This window comes from Amycolatopsis sp. cmx-11-32 (genome assembly GCF_047608695.1).
In the GTDB taxonomy this organism is placed as follows: Bacteria; Actinomycetota; Actinomycetes; order Mycobacteriales; family Pseudonocardiaceae; genus Amycolatopsis.
In genome coordinates this window covers 180,785-196,303 of record NZ_JADNQN010000003.1, presented here as the reverse complement: position 1 = coordinate 196,303, position 15,519 = coordinate 180,785, and the positions used below count along the sequence as shown (strand labels likewise).

The window sequence follows — 15,519 nt, the reverse complement described above, 5'->3', positions numbered from 1 at the left end:
GTTTCGCCCGGCGCAGGGCGACCACTGGTACGCCCAGGCAGCCGAGCGTGATCGTGGTCAGGATGACGATGTTCAAGCTCCCGCACGACCAGGCTTTTCCCGACCAGTTCCACGGCCTGGCCATGGGAACTTCGCGTGAAGTCCCCGCTTGGAGGCCGAGCCGCGTCACCTTGCTCGGAGACGCCATCCACGCGATGTTGCCCACCAGGGCCTCAGGGGCCAGCTCCGTCCTGCAGGACGCGCGCCGCCTCGCCGACGCGATCCTGTCCGTGCACGTCGGCGCCCAGACCTGGGAACCCGCGATCGGTGGCTACGAGGTCCTGCTCCGACACGACGGTTTCGAGGCGGTGCGGGCGTCGTTGAACGGTGTCCGTGAGTTCGACGAAGATCTCGCGACCGCCATGTCCGCCTCCTGGGGCTGGCCGTGGGCGCCGGGCTTCGCGCTGACGACGGCGCTCGTCTTCTACCTCGTGGGGGAGAGCAACGATCAGGCCGAACTGACCTGGGCGGGGCTGATCTCGTTCGGCGCCGCCGCACCCTTCGTCCGGGACTGGCGTGACGCGGCACTGCTCGTGTTGCTGGGCGGAATGGTGTTCTTCCTCGGCAATACGGTCCGTCAGCGCAGACTCGCCGAAGAGGAACGTGCGGCACAGCAGGAACGACGGCTCGCCGAGGAGACACGCGCGGCTCTGCTGGAGGAACGCGCGGGCATCGCACGGGAACTCCATGACGTGGTCGCGCACCACATGTCCGTGCTCGCGTTGCGAGCGGACTCGGCACGGTTCCGGTTCGCCGATACTGCCAAGGCCGACCGCGAAGCCGAGATCTGGCGGGAGTTCGCGGACCTCGCCGGAACCGCCCGGGAAGGACTGACCGAACTGCGCAGGCTGCTCGGAGTGCTCCGGTCCGAGGATCGCGCTCTCCTGGTCGCTCCGCAGCCGGGGCTGGCCAAGGTGGTCGAGCTCGTCGAAGGGGTCAAGGCCGCCGGCACCACGTGCGAACTCGAACTGCGCGGCGACCTCGACGCTGTTCCGGTGGGGGTCGCGTTGTCGTTGTTCCGGATCGTGCAGGAAGCACTCAGCAACGCGATCCAGCACGCGCCCGGGGCGTCGATCTCCGTCGAACTCGTGACCGGGCCGGGTTTTGTTCGCCTGGTCATCGAGAACGGTCCCGGGCCGGATCCGAAAAGGGCCGGACAGGCAGGCGGCGGGCACGGTTTGGTGGGGATGCGAGAGCGGGCGGCTATGCTCGCGGCGGATCTTGAGGCAGGGGAGAGGCCGGGCGGTGGTTTCCTGGTCGCCCTGACCGTTCCGCTCGATCGTGAAGGGCAGCCGCAACCGTGATCTCTCTGGTCATCGCCGACGACCAGACCATGGTCAGGCAGAGTTTCCGGGCGGTGCTCGACGCGCAGGCCGACATGCACGTGGTCGGGGAAGCCGCGGACGGCACCACCGCCGTCGCGTTGTGCGCCGAACTCGAACCGGACGTCGTGCTGATGGACGTGCGCATGCCCGAACTCGACGGTCTCGAGGCGACCCGGCGGATCGTGGCAGGGCGGCAAGAGGTCCGTGTGTTGATCTTGACCACCTTCGACATCGACGACTACGTGTTCGGTGGGCTGCGGGCGGGCGCCAGTGGCTTCCTGTTGAAGGACTCGCCGCTGGACGACCTGGTCACGGCGGTCAGGGTGGTGTCCGCGGGCAACGCGCTCTTCGCGCCGACGATCACCAGGCGGCTGATCGGCGAGTTCACCCGTACCCACGCGTCGGCACACGCGGGTCACGCGCTCGTGGCCGAGTTGACCGCGCGTGAAACCGACGTGCTCCGGCTGATCGCGCGTGGCCTCTCCAACACGGAGATCGCCGAAGCGCTGGTGATCGCGGAACAGACCGCGAAATCCCACGTCAGCAGGGTTTTCGCCAAGCTCGGTGTGCGAGATCGGGCGCAAGCGGTCATGGTCGCCTACGAAGCCGGGCTCGTCGTGCCGGGTGACACGGCTTATTGAGGGGTTAGGCAGAGGTGTCGGGTTCGAGCGCGGTTCCGCTGCCGGACCGCGTCCCTCACTGTGTGGATTTTGGGACTTCAGATGACCCCAAAATTTGCACAGTCCCGCACGAGGAGTCCCCATGACGACCGGATCCGAGGGGGTGTGTGGAAATAGGGACACTCAACCTCCCTATTTCCACACACCCCCTCAGACGGCTTACCCACGACCAGGCGAAAGTCCCGGGAGGCCGTCATCGGCAACGCGCATTTGATCGTTCCCCTCGTCGCTGGCCACTTGACTCCCCCGGTGTATAACGCCATATAAGTTCGGAGTGGGTGAGTAGTATTCTTCCGTGTCCGGCGCGTTCTCTCGCCCTTCCCGCGTATAAAGCAAAGAAACGCAGGATGCCCGAGATGACACAGACGAGGAACGCGAACAGGCAGGCGCGGGTCGCGGCCAACAAGATCCGATACACGGTGATCACGCTCCAGCAGCCACAGCACGCCGAACAGCAGGGTGGGCAACAGGTAGTAGAGGACGACCGGGACGAAGATCCGCAGCCGCTCATCGCCGCCCGGGCGGACAATCCGTTCCTGGAGAAGGCATACCGGTCGCTCGGGGGAGAGGTGCAGCGGTTCAGGTTCTTCGCGAAGCTCGGATCCGCCAGGGGAGCGCCCGGACTGGTGGCGGGGGAGCGGGACGAGACGGTGGCACGGATGCGTCGGCACATCAAAAACGCCAAGCAGCGCGTCCTGAAAGACCGGAAGTCGGTCACTGTCCTTTCTTCAAGTGTATAACCTCATATACATTGGTGCTGATTCTAAAACATTATTATTCATTGACAAAAACCAGCTACGACTCCGGTAACACATACACGCGCCGTCCGGCGTGCGCAACCCGCGATCTTGTCCGGTTGCTCCGGCTCGTAGTGCATCGGTCGTCGAGGATTTCGGCGGCTGCTGCGGATTGTTTCGGGTCCATCGCGGCGGGCAGGAACACCGCGTCGAACGGGCTGAATCAGCGCGCGATGAGCCATCAGAAGCCATGGAACATCCTGTCGCCACCGTGGAAGACCCGCTGCCCGTCAGCCTGCACCACCCCGGTTCAGCTGCGGGTCGCCCAGTCCGTCGGCCAAGGTGTGGTCGCGCTGACAGGAACAGTTGCGGGCGGACCGACCGCGGCGGTGGACAACGGCGAACTGCCAACCGGGTTCGACGTCGACCAGGCGCTGTTCGTGATCGTCGCCGCCGGGCCGGCACCGAACGCGGCCATGCAGCTCCAGCACGACTGGGCGGCGGTGGGCCGGTCCCGCCGCGCGATCGAACGGGCGTGTTGGCGCCTACCCCTCGGCGAGCAGGTTGAGGAAGAAGACGCGGATGTCCTCGGCGAGCAGGTCCGGCACCTCCATCGCGGCGAAATGCCCGCCGCGCTCGAGCTCCGACCAGTGCCTGATGTCGTACAGCCGCTCGGCCAGCGGTCGCACCGACTGCGTGATGTCGTACGGGAGCACCGCCACGCCGAGTGGAACCCGGCACGGTTCGATCCCGCCGCTCGGGATGGCGTCGTGGTGCAGCCGTGCCGAGGAGGCCGCTGTCGCGGTCAGCCAGTACAGCGAGATGTCGGTGAGCATCCGGTCGTCGCTGACCGGCGAGCGGGGATCCGTCCACTGTGCGAAGCGCTCGGCGATCCAGGCCAGCTGGCCGACCGGCGAGTCGGTGAGTGCGTAGCCGATGGTCTGTGGGGTCGCGACCTGCAGGGCCTGGTAGGGCGGGCGATTCGCCATCAGCTGCCGGATCCTGTCCAGCCGGGCTTCGTCCTTTTCGGACAGTTCGACGTCAGCGTCCGGATCCGGTCGGGTCGGCAAGTAGTTGACGTGTACACCGACGACCTGCTTGGGAGCCGTCGCGCCGAGTGCTGTCGAGATGCCCGAGCCGAAGTCGCCGCCCTGTGCGCCGTAGCGCTCGTAGCCGAGCCTGCGCATCAGCTCGGCCCAGGCTCGCGCGATTCGGACGATGTCCCAGCCGCGTTCGTGGGTCGGTCCGGAAAACCCGTAGCCCGGGATGGACGGGATCACCAGGTGGAAGTCGCGTGACAGTGGCTCGATCACGTCGAGGAACTCCAGGAACGAACCGGGCCAGCCGTGGGTGAGGATCAGCGCGAGCGCGTCCGGGTTCGCGGACCGGACGTGGACGAAGTGGATGTTCTGACCTTCTATCTCGGTGGTGAAGTGTGGAAGCTCGTTGAGCTCGGCTTCGTGTGTGCGCCAGTCGTAGCCGGTGCGCCAGTGCTCGGCCAGTTGCTTGAGGCGTGCCAGCGGGAAGCCGTAGTCCCAGCCCGCGTCGGTGACCTCGTTGGGCCAGCGGGTGCGGGACAAGCGGTCATGGAGATCGTCGAGGTCGGCCTGGGGGATGTCGATGCGGAAGGGCTTGATCACGGTCTTGACTCCCGGTGACTCATTCGGCACCTAAACGTTTAGGCGCCTAACGTTTTGTCTCCGAACGATACTCCAATCGTTCGGGCACCCAACGATTGGTTAGACTCGTCACATGGAGAACTCGGCCGAGGAGATGCCTGCCCGGTGGCAGGGCCTGCCCAGCTGGCTGCTCACGCAGACGGCGAACCACGCGCATCGCCTGGTGACCGACGGGTTCTCCGCCGTCAACGCCCGGGGTTACCACTACCGCGTGCTGGCGACGCTGGAGGAGTTCGGGCCCGCCAGCCAGGCGACACTCGGCCGCCGCAGCGGAATCCACGTCAGCGAGATGGTCGCGACGATCAACGAGCTCGCCGAACGTGAACTGGTCGAGCGTGCCCCGGATCCCGCCGATCGGCGGCGCAACGTCATCTCGCTGACCACCGCGGGCAAGCGGCAGCTGCGACGGCTGGAAAAGCAACTGGCCGAGCGCCAGGACGAACTGATGGAGCCGCTGTCGCCCGGCGAGCGGGAGCGGTTCACCGAGCTGCTGTCGAAGCTGCTGGATCACCACAACCGGCGAACCGGCGAGGACTGGCTCGACTAGGCCGGTCTCGCGGATCGGGCACGGCGCCGGATTGTGGCCTTCCCCACGTGGACTGAACTGCGAATATCCAAGATCGAACGACAAAACGACTTCGTATTGTAGACACTCTGAGCGTGCTCCGAGAAGTCGACGATCTTGCTCAACCCGCCGGTCCCGAGGCGGCACCCCACCAGGGGCGTCCGGCGCGTGCGTTCGAGAGAGTTCTCGACCGGCTGGCCTGGTCGCCGTATCCGAGGGCGATCCTGCTGTATCTCGTGATCCGCACGGCCAGTGTCCAGTTGCTCGACCTGCTGGCCGCCGGGCGCGGCGGGACGCTGACCGATCGCCTGACCGCCTGGGACGGGCAGTGGTATCTGCGGTTGGCGGTGCACGGGTACGCCGATCTGCCGGGGACGCTGGACGCGGCGAGGCAGCCGTATTCGGACGCGCCGATGGCGTTCTTCCCGCTGTATCCGAAGCTCGTCGAGGCGGTGATGTGGCTCGGGCTCGATGTCGTCACCGCGGCGCTGGCGGTGTCGGTGCTGGCCGGGATGGTGCTCGCGTGCGGCTTGATCCGGATCGGGCGGGCGGTGTCGGCGGAGCGGGGTGACCGGACCGGTCTGCTGCTGGTGGCGCTGTGGGCCGGGGCGCCGATGGCGATCGTGTTCTCGATGGCTTACACGGAAGCGGTGTTCTGCGCGTTGGCGGTGTGGGCGCTGGTGAGTGTGCTGGAGCGGCGCTGGCTGCCTGCCGGGTTGTTCGCGTTCGCGGCAGGGCTGTCGAGGTCGACGGCGGTGGTGCTGGTCGCGGTGGTCGTCTTCGCGGCGCTGATCGCGGCCATCCGGCGCCCCGGGGAGCGGGCGCCGACGCTGGCGGGTGCAGTGGTCGCGCCGCTGGGGGTGGCGGGGTACCTGGGGTTCGTGGCCTACCGGACGGGGAGCTGGACCGGTTGGCAGGACATCGAGCTGCGGGGCTGGAACACCGAGTTCGATTTCGGGGTGGAGACCTGGGAGTCGGTGCTGGCGCGGTTGACCGCGGACGACTCGGTGTTCAGCACGCTGACGGTGTTGATCCTGCTCGGGGCGGTGGCGCTGGTCGTGGTGGCGGTGTGCGCGCGGGTGCCGTGGCCGTTGACGCTGTACGGCATCGGGGTGCTGTTGCTGGCGATCGGTACGCGGGGGCTGCCTGACGCGAAGATCCGGTTCATCCTGCCCGCCTTCCCGGTGTTGGTCCCGATCGCGATCGGGCTGTCGAAGCGGCGGACGGCGACGGCGGTGGTGGCCGCGACGGCGTGGGTGGTCCTGGGTGCGTGGTTCTCGGCTCACGCGCTGACGGCGTGGCGGTACGCGATCTAGCCGGATTCCCTGCCGGAAGCGGCAGACACTGTATCGGCCTAGCCCGCCTGCCGGGTCCGATGGTCGGCGACGTGGACCCTGGTCGCGCAGCGGGTGGAGCAGAACCGGCGGCGTCCGTTGCGGGAGACATCGACGTAGACCGTTTCGCAGCCTTCGCGGGAGCAGACGCCGAAGCGGTCCGGAGCGTCGCAGACGAGGTGCGCGAGTCCGCCGGCGGTATAGGCGTGGACCCGGGCGACGGTGCCGGCGTGGGCGTCGACGTAGTGCAGGTGAGGCGCTTTGCCTTCGTGAGTGGAGATGTACGGCTTCGACGCGGAATCGAATAGCAGGGCGTTGACGAGGTCGACGCGCTCGGCGGGGTCCGCTTCGAAGACGCGGCGGAGTCGCCGGGTCCAGGCGACGATTTCGGTCGCTTCGCGCTTCTGGACGGCGGCGACCGTCATGCGGTCTTGGAAGATCGCGGTCAGCTCGACGGGCCCGGCGTCGTCACCGAGGTTCACCAGGTCGGCGGCGATCTGAGCCGCTGCCCCGCCGTAAGGGTTGAAGTGCATTAACTCATTACAGCACGATCGGGGCATGGAGTCGAAAGAGTGCCCGCGGTGCGGGTGGCCGCTGACCGAACTGCCCGCAAGCGCGACGAATTCACAACGGGTCTCCCGGGGGAGTCTCGAGTACATCCGGTGTCTGTGCGGGAGCTGGCTCGCACGCGTCGACGGTGTCGTGATCGGTGCGACGAAGTCCCAGCTGGGACAGGCTCAGCTCTGACGGTGGCGCGCGTCGGCGAGCAGTTGCGCGAGCGCGTGCACGGGAGAGGTCTCCAGTTTGTGCCGGTGGGCGTCATAGCGGTCGCGGGTGGTGCGGATGTCGGCGTGACCCAGCAGGTCCTGGACCTTCTGGACCGGGACGTCGTTGGCCAGCAACAAGGTGCCGGTGGTCCGCCGCGCGGTGTGCGGGGAAATGGTGTTCGCTTCGGCGAGTCCGGCAGCACGGGCCTGTGCCCGAAGAAGGAACCAGACGTCGCGCTGTGCCAACGGCTTTCCGCCGGGTTTGGTGCCGTCGTAGCGGTGGGGCATGGTCGCGAGCAGCGGGCCGGTCAGTTCGTCGGGGCGGACGCCGGTGCGGGTGGCACGCAGGTCGAGGTAGCGGCGTAGCGGGTGCTGGGCGGCGGGGACGAGCGGGACGAAGTCGCGGTGGCCGCCTTTGGCGGTGTAGCGCAAGATCGTGTGCCCGGCGTCGGTGTCGAGGTCGCGCACGGTCGCGGTGGTCAAGCCGGAGACACGCAACCCGGTGTAGAACAGGATCGCGACGACGGCGGCGTCACGCCACGACGGTTCAGTGTCGTTGGCACGGGCCCGGTTCTCCATGTGGTTCAGCAGTTTCGCCGTCGACTCGCCGCCGAGCGCCGGCAGCGGCGGGGTCTTGCCGGTCTTGGGCCGGTTGACCGCGGACACCGGGTTGCGGTCGGCGATGTCGTTGGACTGCAGGTACCGGTACCAGCTGGAGATGCCGGCGAGGGTGCGCGCGACGGTGGAATCGGCGGCCGGCCGGGGCACGCCGTCCCTGCCGGTGACGGTGAGGGTGTTCTTCCAGGCGTCGACGTCGGCGCGCCGGGCCGTCAGCGGGTCGAGCCCGGTGCGGGCGCACCAGCCGAGCCAGGCGGAGAGGTCGGCGTAGTACGCGCGGCGGGTGTGGTCGGTCTTGTCGGTTTCGAGCCAGAGCGCGGTGATGTGCCGGATCGCGTACCGGTCGAGCGGGTCGGCAGGCGGGAGCGCGGGCAGCAGCGCGACGGCTTCGGCGAGGACCTGCCGCCGGTTCTCGGCCCTGGTCTCCGGCAGCCCGGTCTTCGGTGGCTCCAGCGCGGCGGGAACGAGTTCGGCGGACATCGTGATCACCCTAACGCAAGGTGACCGCCACGAGTCGGTTCGCGTTTCGTGAACCAGGCGACGGCGAAAATCGAGCTGCTGGAGCAGATCCCGGTGACAGGGCCGATTCTGGCCCCGTCACCGGACTTCCGTTTCGCCGGGGCTCAGGTGTAGTAGCCCTCCACCGGAAGCCTGGCTTCGTCGAACAGCGCCGGACCCTCCAGCCGTACCGCTGGTGCGGTGGACGGCGGCTTGAGCGCGTTGACCTGCTCACCGGAGAGGGCGAACACGACCCGTCCCAGACCGGAGCGTTCGATGGCCCCCTGGCACATCCCGCACGGCTGGCAACTGGTGTACATCGTCGTCCCGGCCGCGACGGACGGCTCCAGTTCGCGCGCGGCCCAGACGGCGAGCTTCAGTTCCGGGTGCAGGCTGATGTCCGACTGCGACACCGTGGTGTTGTGTTCCTCGGCCAGAACCGAGCCGTCGGGGCCGACGAGAAGCGACCCGAAGGGCGGGTCGCCGTCCGTGCGGGACTTCGCGGCCAGCTCGATGGCGTGGCGGAGGAACTTCTCGTCTTCTTCGGTCATGATCGCTCCCGTTCCGGCCGGTATCGGCCCAGTTCCCAGTGTGCGGCCACGGTCGCCAGCGCCTGCCAGGCGGCTTCCGGGCGGAGGGTCTCTTCAGGGTCGCCGGAGAACGGGTCGAGCACGACCGTCTCGGCACCGAGGTGGCGAAGCCGGTCGAGGTCGTCGACGATCTGCTCGATCGTGCCTTCTCCGGCGAGGCGGTCCGGTCCGGTGACCGGACGGCCGGTGATGTTCAGCAGGATCCGCGGGGTGAACGCGGGGACGGGCCGGTCGTGGGCGTCGGCGATGGTCTTGACCCTGGTGAGCGCTTCGGTGAGCCAGGGGAGGGTGGCCCTCAGCGGATGCCAGGCGTCACCGACGCGGACGGCGCGGCGGATCCCCGCGTCGCTGTTGCCGCCGACCCAGATCGAGATGTCGCCGGCACGGTAGTCGGCGTCGTTCGCCCAGGCCTTCCGGACGGCGTCGAGATGGTCGTCGGTCAGCCGCCCCCGTTTCTCGAACGGGACATCGAGTGCTTCGAACTCCTGGCGAGCCCAGCCGGACGCGACGCCGAGCACGAGCCGTTCGCCGCTGAGCTGGTTCAGGTTCGCGGCCATCCGGGCGATCAGCAGCGGATGCCGGTACGGGACGATGAGCACGGTGGTGCCCAACCGGATCCGGCTCGTCACTCCGGCGAGCCACGACAGTGTCGTGAACGGTTCGTAGAACGGCGCCGGGTATTGCTCGGCGACGTCGGGGGTGATGGCGACGTGGTCGGACACCATGAGCAGGTCGTAGCCGAGGCCTTCGACCGTGGTGGCCCAGCCGCGGAGGATTCCGGGGTCGGTCCCCGGTCCGAAATTCGGGACATTGACACCTATTCGCACAGGTCAAGGCTATCCGTGCGGGGGAACGCCGGGAAGAGATCTTTCCCGGTGTAGCGGCGTTCGCGCCGTGGATCTGCCGGTATTCTGGCCTGATGACCGAGACTCTCGACGCGACGGACTGGGCGATCCTGGTCGAGCTCCAGAAGGACGGCCGTCTTCCGCTCACCGAACTGGGGAAGCGGGTCAGTCTGAGCGCGTCGGCGGCGACGGAGCGGGTCAAGCGACTGGAGTCGGCCGGGGTGATCACCGGCTATCGCGCCGACGTCGACCTCGAAAAGGCCGGGTACGTGGTGCTCGCGGTGGTACGGCTGAAGTACCCGGGCAGCAAGCACACGCCGTTGCACAAGCTCCTGGCGGAGCGCACCGAGATCCTCGAGTGCCTCCGCACGACCGGTGACGACTGCTATGCGCTGAAGATCGCGGCGCCGTCGATGGGGCGGCTGGAGGAGATCGTGAACGAGCTGGCGCTGTTCGGGAGCACGAACACCAACATCGTCTACAACCAGACGCTGCCCTACCGGGGGCCGCAGGGCCCGTAACCTCCCAGAGACCCATGACGTGCCATCTCGCCGACCGCCCTCGGAAGACCTCCCGGTAGAAGCCGCGTGCCCGCTCGCCGTCGTGGAACGGGATCTCGAAGTGCGCCACCCGTCCGATCGTGGTCATCGACCCCTGTCTTGGCAGAGGACTTCGGCCTCCCCGAACCACCGGCGCAGCGCTCCGAGCAGCTCCTGCTGGTCTTCGCCGGCCCATGCCACGTGACCGTCCGGCCGCAGCAGCACGGCGGGTACATCCAGCTCTTTGCCGACGTCGACGACGTGGTCGACCCGGTCTCCCCAGTCCCGCACCGAAAGCCTGCCGGTCCGGTCGAGCAGCAGGCCGCGGCCGCCGTGCATGAGGCCGTAGAGATGCCCCTGCTCGAGTTCGAGGTCCCGCATCCGGCGGCCGAGCAGTTCGTGCCCGTCACCGAAGTCGTAGTGGATTCCGGTCGCGATGATTTTCTCGGTCAGGTACCGGTTCACCTCCTCGAAGTCCATCAGCTCCGACAGCAGCCGCCGCACAGCCTGGGCGCCCGGATCGAGTGACATCAGCAGCATCTGCGCGCGGGTGTTGTTCAGTACGCCGTCGGCCACCGGATGGCGTTCGGAGTGGTAGGTGTCCAGCAGGTCATCCGGTGCCCAGCCGTCGACCGTGGCGGCCAGCTTCCAGCCGAGGTTGAAGGCGTCCTGGATGCCGAGGTTGAGTCCTTGCCCGCCGACGGGTGGGTGGACGTGCGCGGCGTCGCCCGCCAGGAACACGCGGCCGACCCGGTAGCGCTCGGCCAGCCGGGTCGCGTCGCCGAAGCGGGAGAGCCAGCGTGGGGAATGCGCGCCGAAGTCGGTCCCGGCGGTGGCGACGAGCTGACGTTTGACCTCGTCGAACGACGGCGGGACCCGGGGATCTTCGCTCACGCCGTCGGCGGGCACGACGACCCGGTACACCCCGTCCCCGATCGGACCTGCGCCGAAGCGCAACTGGGTCTTGCGGACTTCGGTCATCACCGCGACCACGGTTTCCGGGTCTGCGGTCAGTTCCATCTCACCGAGCAGTGTCTCGACAGTGGTCGGCTCGCCAGGGAAATCGACGCCGAGGAGTTTCCGCACCGTGCTGCGGCCGCCGTCGCAGCCGACGAGGTAACGCGAGCGCAGCCGTGTTCCGTCGGCCAGTTCGACCTCCACCCCGTCTTCGTCCTGGCTCAGCCCGGTCACTTCGCGAGCGCGCCGGATCTCGACACCGGCCTCGGCGGCGTGTTCGATCAGCAGCCGGTCGGTGATGGTCTGGGGGATACCGAGAACGTAGGCGTGAGCGCTGTCCAGCGACGAGGCCGGTTTGACGATGCCCGCGAAGTACCCCGTGATCGGAGCCTGCTTGCCGTGCTCCAGGAATCGCTCCAGCATGCCTCGCTGGTCCATCACCTCGATGCTGCGCGCGTGCAGGCCCAGCGAGCGGACGACCTTGGTCGGTTCCGGCTCCCTCTCCAGGACGACCACCCGCACACCGTGCAGTCGCAGTTCGGCGCCCAGCATCATGCCGGTCGGACCGCCACCGGCGATGATCACGTCGATCAAGAGTTCCCCCTGTGTTCTCGTGGCTACGGCGGGAGATTCTGCGGTACGACAGGGGTCTTGCCGCAAGCCCCATGATGCGCTATATGTTGGAGGTGGCGGGGAGAGTCGATCTCCCTGCCTTTGCCATGTCCGGATGGTGTGACCCGCGTCGAACATGTCGGAGATGGGGCTCTGTAGGTCGTTCTTGACGACGCACGTGTTCGCGGACGGGGAACCGGAGCGCCCGTTCGGGATCGGAGCGATGATCGGCGGCGGTGCCAACGCCACTGTGCCAACGCCACTGTGGCCGCCCTGGCCGTCCGGGCTGCCCGGCGGGCGTTCGGCCCGGCACCGCAGGCGTGGCCCGAGACCTCGCCGAATCTCGCGCTTCCGCCGCTGGATTCTCGTGATCAGCGCTCCTGACCGGCACCGTAACCGGCCGCTTCTCGCGCCTGCCCGACGTGGTATCCGGAGCGGCGAAATCGGCGTGGGCTGCTCGATCGCCTCCGGGCACAATGATCGGGATGTCCAGCAGTCCGCGCTCGGGTAGGCGCTGGTGAAGGGGGAATGGTGACGTCCTACCGGTAGGCGCGGCTCAACGGAATCGCGTCGTCGAGCCGGACGAGCTGGTGCTCAGACCGGTTCGTGCTGGGAGCGCCGGGCGTAGGCGCGGGCGGCGCGGGCCCGGTCACCACACCGGACCGAGCACCACTGGCGCCGTCCGTTGCGCAGGAAGAACCGGCTGCAGGGAGCCGACCCACAGGCTGCGATCCGCTCGGCGTCCGGCCCGGTGAGCAGGTCCGCGGCGTTGGCGGCGAGCGTCGCCAACGCGTGCTCGACGATCTGGGTGATCGGATGCGACGCGGCGCGGTACAGCCCTCGGATCGGGTCCCAATGCAGGAGTTCCGCCGTGGGGACTTTGCTCAGTGCATCGTTGACGGCGTTGAGGGCGCTCTGCGGAGCCGGTTGCGAGCAGGACCGCGAGGCGAGCAGTATCCGCACTTGCTCACGCAGTGAGCGGACCAGCGACGCGCACATCTCCCGCAGACCGGCGTCGATCGGCGCGAGTCCTTGGTCGACCAGCCAGTCCGTCACGGCGGCCGGGGTGCCGAGGAGATCGACGCACTGCCCGCCGGGCAGTGCGATCGCGGTGTTGGCGAGGGCGAGCGCGACGTACTGCTCCGCACCCGGCGCGGGCGGCAGGTCGGTACCGGCGGTGTCGTCCACGTCCTCATCGTAAGTGCCACTCAGTCCTCACGGAAACTATTGCACTTTTCCGTGAGGAAACGCTAGCGTCACTCACGGAAAGAATTAGGATTATCCGTGAGGTGGAAGATGAGCGAACAGTTCTCCGTCCAGGTCTTCGGCGGGCCGACCGCGCTGATCCACTACGGCGGCTTGCGGTTCCTGACCGATCCGACCTTCGACGAGCCCGGCTACTACGGGGAGCCTGACGGCAGGCCCGGCCTGACCAAGACGGCCCCGGCTTCGGCGAAGCCCACCGACCTCGGCCACGTCGACGCCGTCCTGCTGTCCCACGACGAGCACCCCGACAACCTCGATCACTCCGGCCGGGCACTGCTGGCCGACGTGCCATTGACACTCACCACGCCCAGTGGAGCGGGACGGCTGGGCGGCACCGCGAAAGGGCTGGAGACCTGGGAAGCGGTCGAACTGACCCGGCCGGACGGGGGAGCGGTGACCGTGACCGCCGCGCCCGCGCTCCACGGTCCGGAAGGGGCGGAGAAGGTCACCGGCGACGTCGTAGGCTTCGTGCTCACCGCACGGGATCTGCCGACCGTCTACGTCAGCGGCGACAACGCCTCGCTCGACGCCGTCCAGCAGGTCGCCGACCGGTTCGGCCCGGTTGACGCCACCGTGCTCTTCGCCGGGGCCCCGCGACTGAAGCCGGTTTTCGACGGCGCCCTGCTCGTCCTCGACAGTGCCCTGGCCGTGGAGGCGACGAAGATCCTCGGTGCCCGCACGGTCATTCCCGTGCACATCGACAGCTGGGACCACTTCACCGAAGGCCGTGACGACGTGGTGGCCGCGTTCACGGCCGCCGGTCTGGCGGATCGGCTGCAGTTCGGCTGACGCTGAAAGCCGCGGAGTTCGACATCCGCACCCCGCACTGGTTCGGCGCCACCGGCGCCGGTCCCGTCGAGTACCTGAGCCTCATCGGGCAGTAAGGCGAACGCGCGCACCTCCGCGTCGCGCCGTCCCGGTAGCAAGAAAGGAAGTACCGCCATTCCCACCGTGACACCGCAGATCCCCACCCCGGACGGTCAGGCCGACGCTTTCGCCGCCTTCCCCGACGGTGACGGGCCGTATCCGGGCGTTCTCCTCTACCCGGATGCCTTCGGGCCGCGCCCTGTCCTCCATGAGATGGCCACCGAACTCGCCGAGCACGGCTACTACGTCCTCGTCCCCAACGTCTTCTACCGGCACCGCCCGGCACCGGTGTTCGACCTTCCCGAGCACGTCACGGCCGAAAACCGGCCCGGGATCTTCGGCCAGATCATGCCCTTGATCGAGGCGCACACCACCGAACACGCCCTGCGCGACGCCGACGCCTACCTCCGATTCCTCACCACCCAGCCCGAGGTCCGCTCCGGTCCCGTCGCCGCGATCGGCTACTGCATGGGCGCCGTCCTCGCGATGCGCACCGCGACCGCCCACCCCGACCAGGTGGCAGCCGTCGCCGGATTCCACCCCGGCGCCCTGGTCACCGACGCGACCGACAGCCCACACCGACAGGTTCCGAAACTCACCGCCCAAGTCCACCTCGGACTCGCCGAGAACGACATGACAACCGGGGCCATCACCGAGATCAGCCAGGCGTTCGACACCGCCGGCGTCGGCTACACCTGCGAGATCTACCCCGGAACCGTCCACGGCTTCACCATGTCCGACACCGACGCCTTCGACCCCGAGGGATCCCGGCGCCACTGGGACCGGCTGCTCGACCTCCTCGGCCGCACCCTCACCTGGAGCCACTCGATCCAGACGTTGCGGAACCCCGGGTTCGCCCCGGGATCGCCGTGGTCCTGCAACCGGATCGGGGCAGGCGGCGGACTCTCCGGGCGACCGGCCCCGGTCTTGCCGTCGATCGCTACGTCGTCGTGCACCCGCTCCCCGTTCCACCACAGGCTCACCCGCGCGTCGGCGCCCTTGATGCCTTCGAGTCATAGCGCGCCGCGCGGAACCTGATGTCGTAGGTCTGCCACTTGCCCGGCGCGGTCGCCGCGTTCACGTCCGGCGCCTTCTTCGTGTAGCCGGTCGGGCCAGGACAGTCGGGGTTCGACTCCCCGGAACCGCACTCCCGACGCCCCTGTAGCCCAAACGCGCTTATAGAGGGGGAAGGTCACACGTGTCGTGCTCGTGGGCGGGGCTGGTGGTGGGGTGAAGGTTCGCTTCGCCGCGTCTGATGCGGCGAAGGAGCCTTCGGCTCTGAGGTCATGACCGGGCCGGTGACGTGGGGACTGTGCCGACATCGGAGGACGCCGGCGGTCCCGCGCCTCTGCGCGACACGTTTGGTCTTCCCCCCGAAGGACGCGTCCAGTCCAGGTTCAAATCCTGGGGGAGCAGCACGCCCGATCCCGGTGGGTGTAGCGGCAGCACGACGGACTTTGGACCCGTCGGTCCAGGTTCGAACCTGGACCGGGAGCCGACAGGTCGTGCCATACGCCTGCGAACTAGACCAGCCTCAACAACGCCCAGCGAACCTTCACACCTTGTTGCGCGATCCCGGCGAACCCGTCTTACTCGGGCAC

At 68.1% G+C, this 15,519-nt stretch carries 14 protein-coding genes, 1 tRNA gene and 3 pseudogenes; 9 read left to right on the top strand and 9 right to left on the bottom strand.

Translation table 11 applies throughout. The annotated features are described in order from the left end of the window. Window positions 1-62 precede the first annotated feature (62 nt). From ACM6LR_RS09720 to ACM6LR_RS09710, 3 genes are all read left to right on the top strand, one after another. Complete coding sequence (locus ACM6LR_RS09720) at window positions 63-1,343, top strand: histidine kinase (protein WP_414943604.1); 1,281 nt, start codon at window positions 63-65, stop codon at window positions 1,341-1,343. Then, window positions 1,340-2,005 carry a response regulator gene (locus tag ACM6LR_RS09715; protein WP_414939026.1) on the top strand — a complete coding sequence of 222 codons (666 nt, stop codon included), beginning with the start codon at window positions 1,340-1,342 and terminating at the stop codon, window positions 2,003-2,005. Before ACM6LR_RS09720 ends, ACM6LR_RS09715 begins: the two co-directional genes overlap by 4 nt. 395 nt (window positions 2,006-2,400) lie before the next feature. Beyond that, complete coding sequence (locus ACM6LR_RS09710) at window positions 2,401-2,784, top strand: hypothetical protein (protein ID WP_414943603.1); 384 nt, start codon at window positions 2,401-2,403, stop codon at window positions 2,782-2,784. A gap of 542 nt (window positions 2,785-3,326) precedes the next feature. On the opposite strand, the gene ACM6LR_RS09705 is transcribed toward ACM6LR_RS09710, so the two are convergent. Next, a complete protein-coding gene (locus ACM6LR_RS09705; RefSeq protein WP_414943602.1) occupies window positions 3,327-4,421 on the bottom strand; it encodes an epoxide hydrolase family protein in 1,095 nt (364 codons plus the stop codon). A 112-nt stretch (window positions 4,422-4,533) separates the two neighbouring features. On the opposite strand from ACM6LR_RS09705, the gene ACM6LR_RS09700 reads away from it, so the two are divergent. Both ACM6LR_RS09700 and ACM6LR_RS09695 read left to right on the top strand, forming a co-directional pair. Next, complete coding sequence (locus ACM6LR_RS09700; RefSeq protein ID WP_414939029.1) at window positions 4,534-5,007, top strand: MarR family winged helix-turn-helix transcriptional regulator; 474 nt, start codon at window positions 4,534-4,536, stop codon at window positions 5,005-5,007. A 113-nt stretch (window positions 5,008-5,120) separates the two neighbouring features. Continuing rightward, a complete protein-coding gene (locus tag ACM6LR_RS09695; RefSeq protein WP_414943601.1) occupies window positions 5,121-6,341 on the top strand; it encodes a hypothetical protein in 1,221 nt (406 codons plus the stop codon). 38 nt (window positions 6,342-6,379) lie between these two features. On the opposite strand, the gene ACM6LR_RS09690 is transcribed toward ACM6LR_RS09695, so the two are convergent. From ACM6LR_RS09690 to ACM6LR_RS09675, 4 genes are all read right to left on the bottom strand, one after another. After that, the gene (locus ACM6LR_RS09690; RefSeq protein WP_414939031.1) at window positions 6,380-6,892 is read right to left on the bottom strand and encodes a CGNR zinc finger domain-containing protein; all 513 of its coding nucleotides are present in this window, start codon (window positions 6,890-6,892) and stop codon (window positions 6,380-6,382) included. A gap of 204 nt (window positions 6,893-7,096) precedes the next feature. After that, window positions 7,097-8,224 (bottom strand): tyrosine-type recombinase/integrase, encoded by a 1,128-nt coding sequence (locus tag ACM6LR_RS09685; RefSeq protein WP_414943600.1) that lies wholly within the window; start codon window positions 8,222-8,224, stop codon window positions 7,097-7,099. A 143-nt stretch (window positions 8,225-8,367) separates the two neighbouring features. Further along, window positions 8,368-8,793 (bottom strand): nucleoside deaminase, encoded by a 426-nt coding sequence (locus tag ACM6LR_RS09680; protein WP_414939033.1) that lies wholly within the window; start codon window positions 8,791-8,793, stop codon window positions 8,368-8,370. Further along, on the bottom strand, window positions 8,790-9,659 hold the full coding sequence (locus ACM6LR_RS09675; protein ID WP_414943599.1) for an LLM class flavin-dependent oxidoreductase: 870 nt from the start codon (window positions 9,657-9,659) through the stop codon (window positions 8,790-8,792). Before ACM6LR_RS09675 ends, ACM6LR_RS09680 begins: the two co-directional genes overlap by 4 nt. A gap of 92 nt (window positions 9,660-9,751) precedes the next feature. Between ACM6LR_RS09675 and ACM6LR_RS09670 the strand changes: the two genes are divergently transcribed. Further along, a complete protein-coding gene (locus tag ACM6LR_RS09670) occupies window positions 9,752-10,198 on the top strand; it encodes an Lrp/AsnC family transcriptional regulator (protein ID WP_414939035.1) in 447 nt (148 codons plus the stop codon). A gap of 73 nt (window positions 10,199-10,271) precedes the next feature. Here the strand turns inward: ACM6LR_RS09670 and ACM6LR_RS09665 are convergent. The 3 genes and pseudogenes from ACM6LR_RS09665 to ACM6LR_RS09655 form a co-directional block, all read right to left on the bottom strand. Beyond that, window positions 10,272-10,325 (bottom strand): annotated as a pseudogene (locus ACM6LR_RS09665) (hypothetical protein); the annotation flags it as partial. Next, entirely contained in the window at window positions 10,322-11,767 is a 1,446-nt protein-coding gene (gene rox / locus ACM6LR_RS09660; protein ID WP_414943598.1) for a rifampin monooxygenase, read from the bottom strand. The gene rox and the pseudogene ACM6LR_RS09665, both read right to left, overlap by 4 nt. Before the next feature lie 612 nt (window positions 11,768-12,379). Beyond that, the gene (locus tag ACM6LR_RS09655; RefSeq protein WP_414939038.1) at window positions 12,380-12,973 is read right to left on the bottom strand and encodes a CGNR zinc finger domain-containing protein; all 594 of its coding nucleotides are present in this window, start codon (window positions 12,971-12,973) and stop codon (window positions 12,380-12,382) included. Window positions 12,974-13,081: 108 nt separating this feature from the next. Here ACM6LR_RS09655 and ACM6LR_RS09650 point away from each other — a divergent pair, with 108 nt between their 5' ends. Together ACM6LR_RS09650 and ACM6LR_RS09645 are read left to right on the top strand one after the other, a co-directional pair. After that, on the top strand, window positions 13,082-13,840 hold the full coding sequence (locus ACM6LR_RS09650) for an MBL fold metallo-hydrolase (protein WP_414939039.1): 759 nt from the start codon (window positions 13,082-13,084) through the stop codon (window positions 13,838-13,840). 153 nt (window positions 13,841-13,993) lie between these two features. Continuing rightward, window positions 13,994-14,731 (top strand): annotated as a pseudogene (locus ACM6LR_RS09645) (dienelactone hydrolase family protein); the annotation flags it as partial. Window positions 14,732-14,742: 11 nt separating this feature from the next. Here the strand turns inward: ACM6LR_RS09645 and ACM6LR_RS09640 are convergent. Next, window positions 14,743-15,020 (bottom strand): annotated as a pseudogene (locus ACM6LR_RS09640) (DUF1080 domain-containing protein); the annotation flags it as partial. Between the two features lie 323 nt (window positions 15,021-15,343). Between ACM6LR_RS09640 and ACM6LR_RS09635 the strand changes: the two are divergent. Beyond that, a tRNA-Gln gene (locus tag ACM6LR_RS09635) sits at window positions 15,344-15,413 on the top strand. Window positions 15,414-15,519 lie beyond the last annotated feature (106 nt).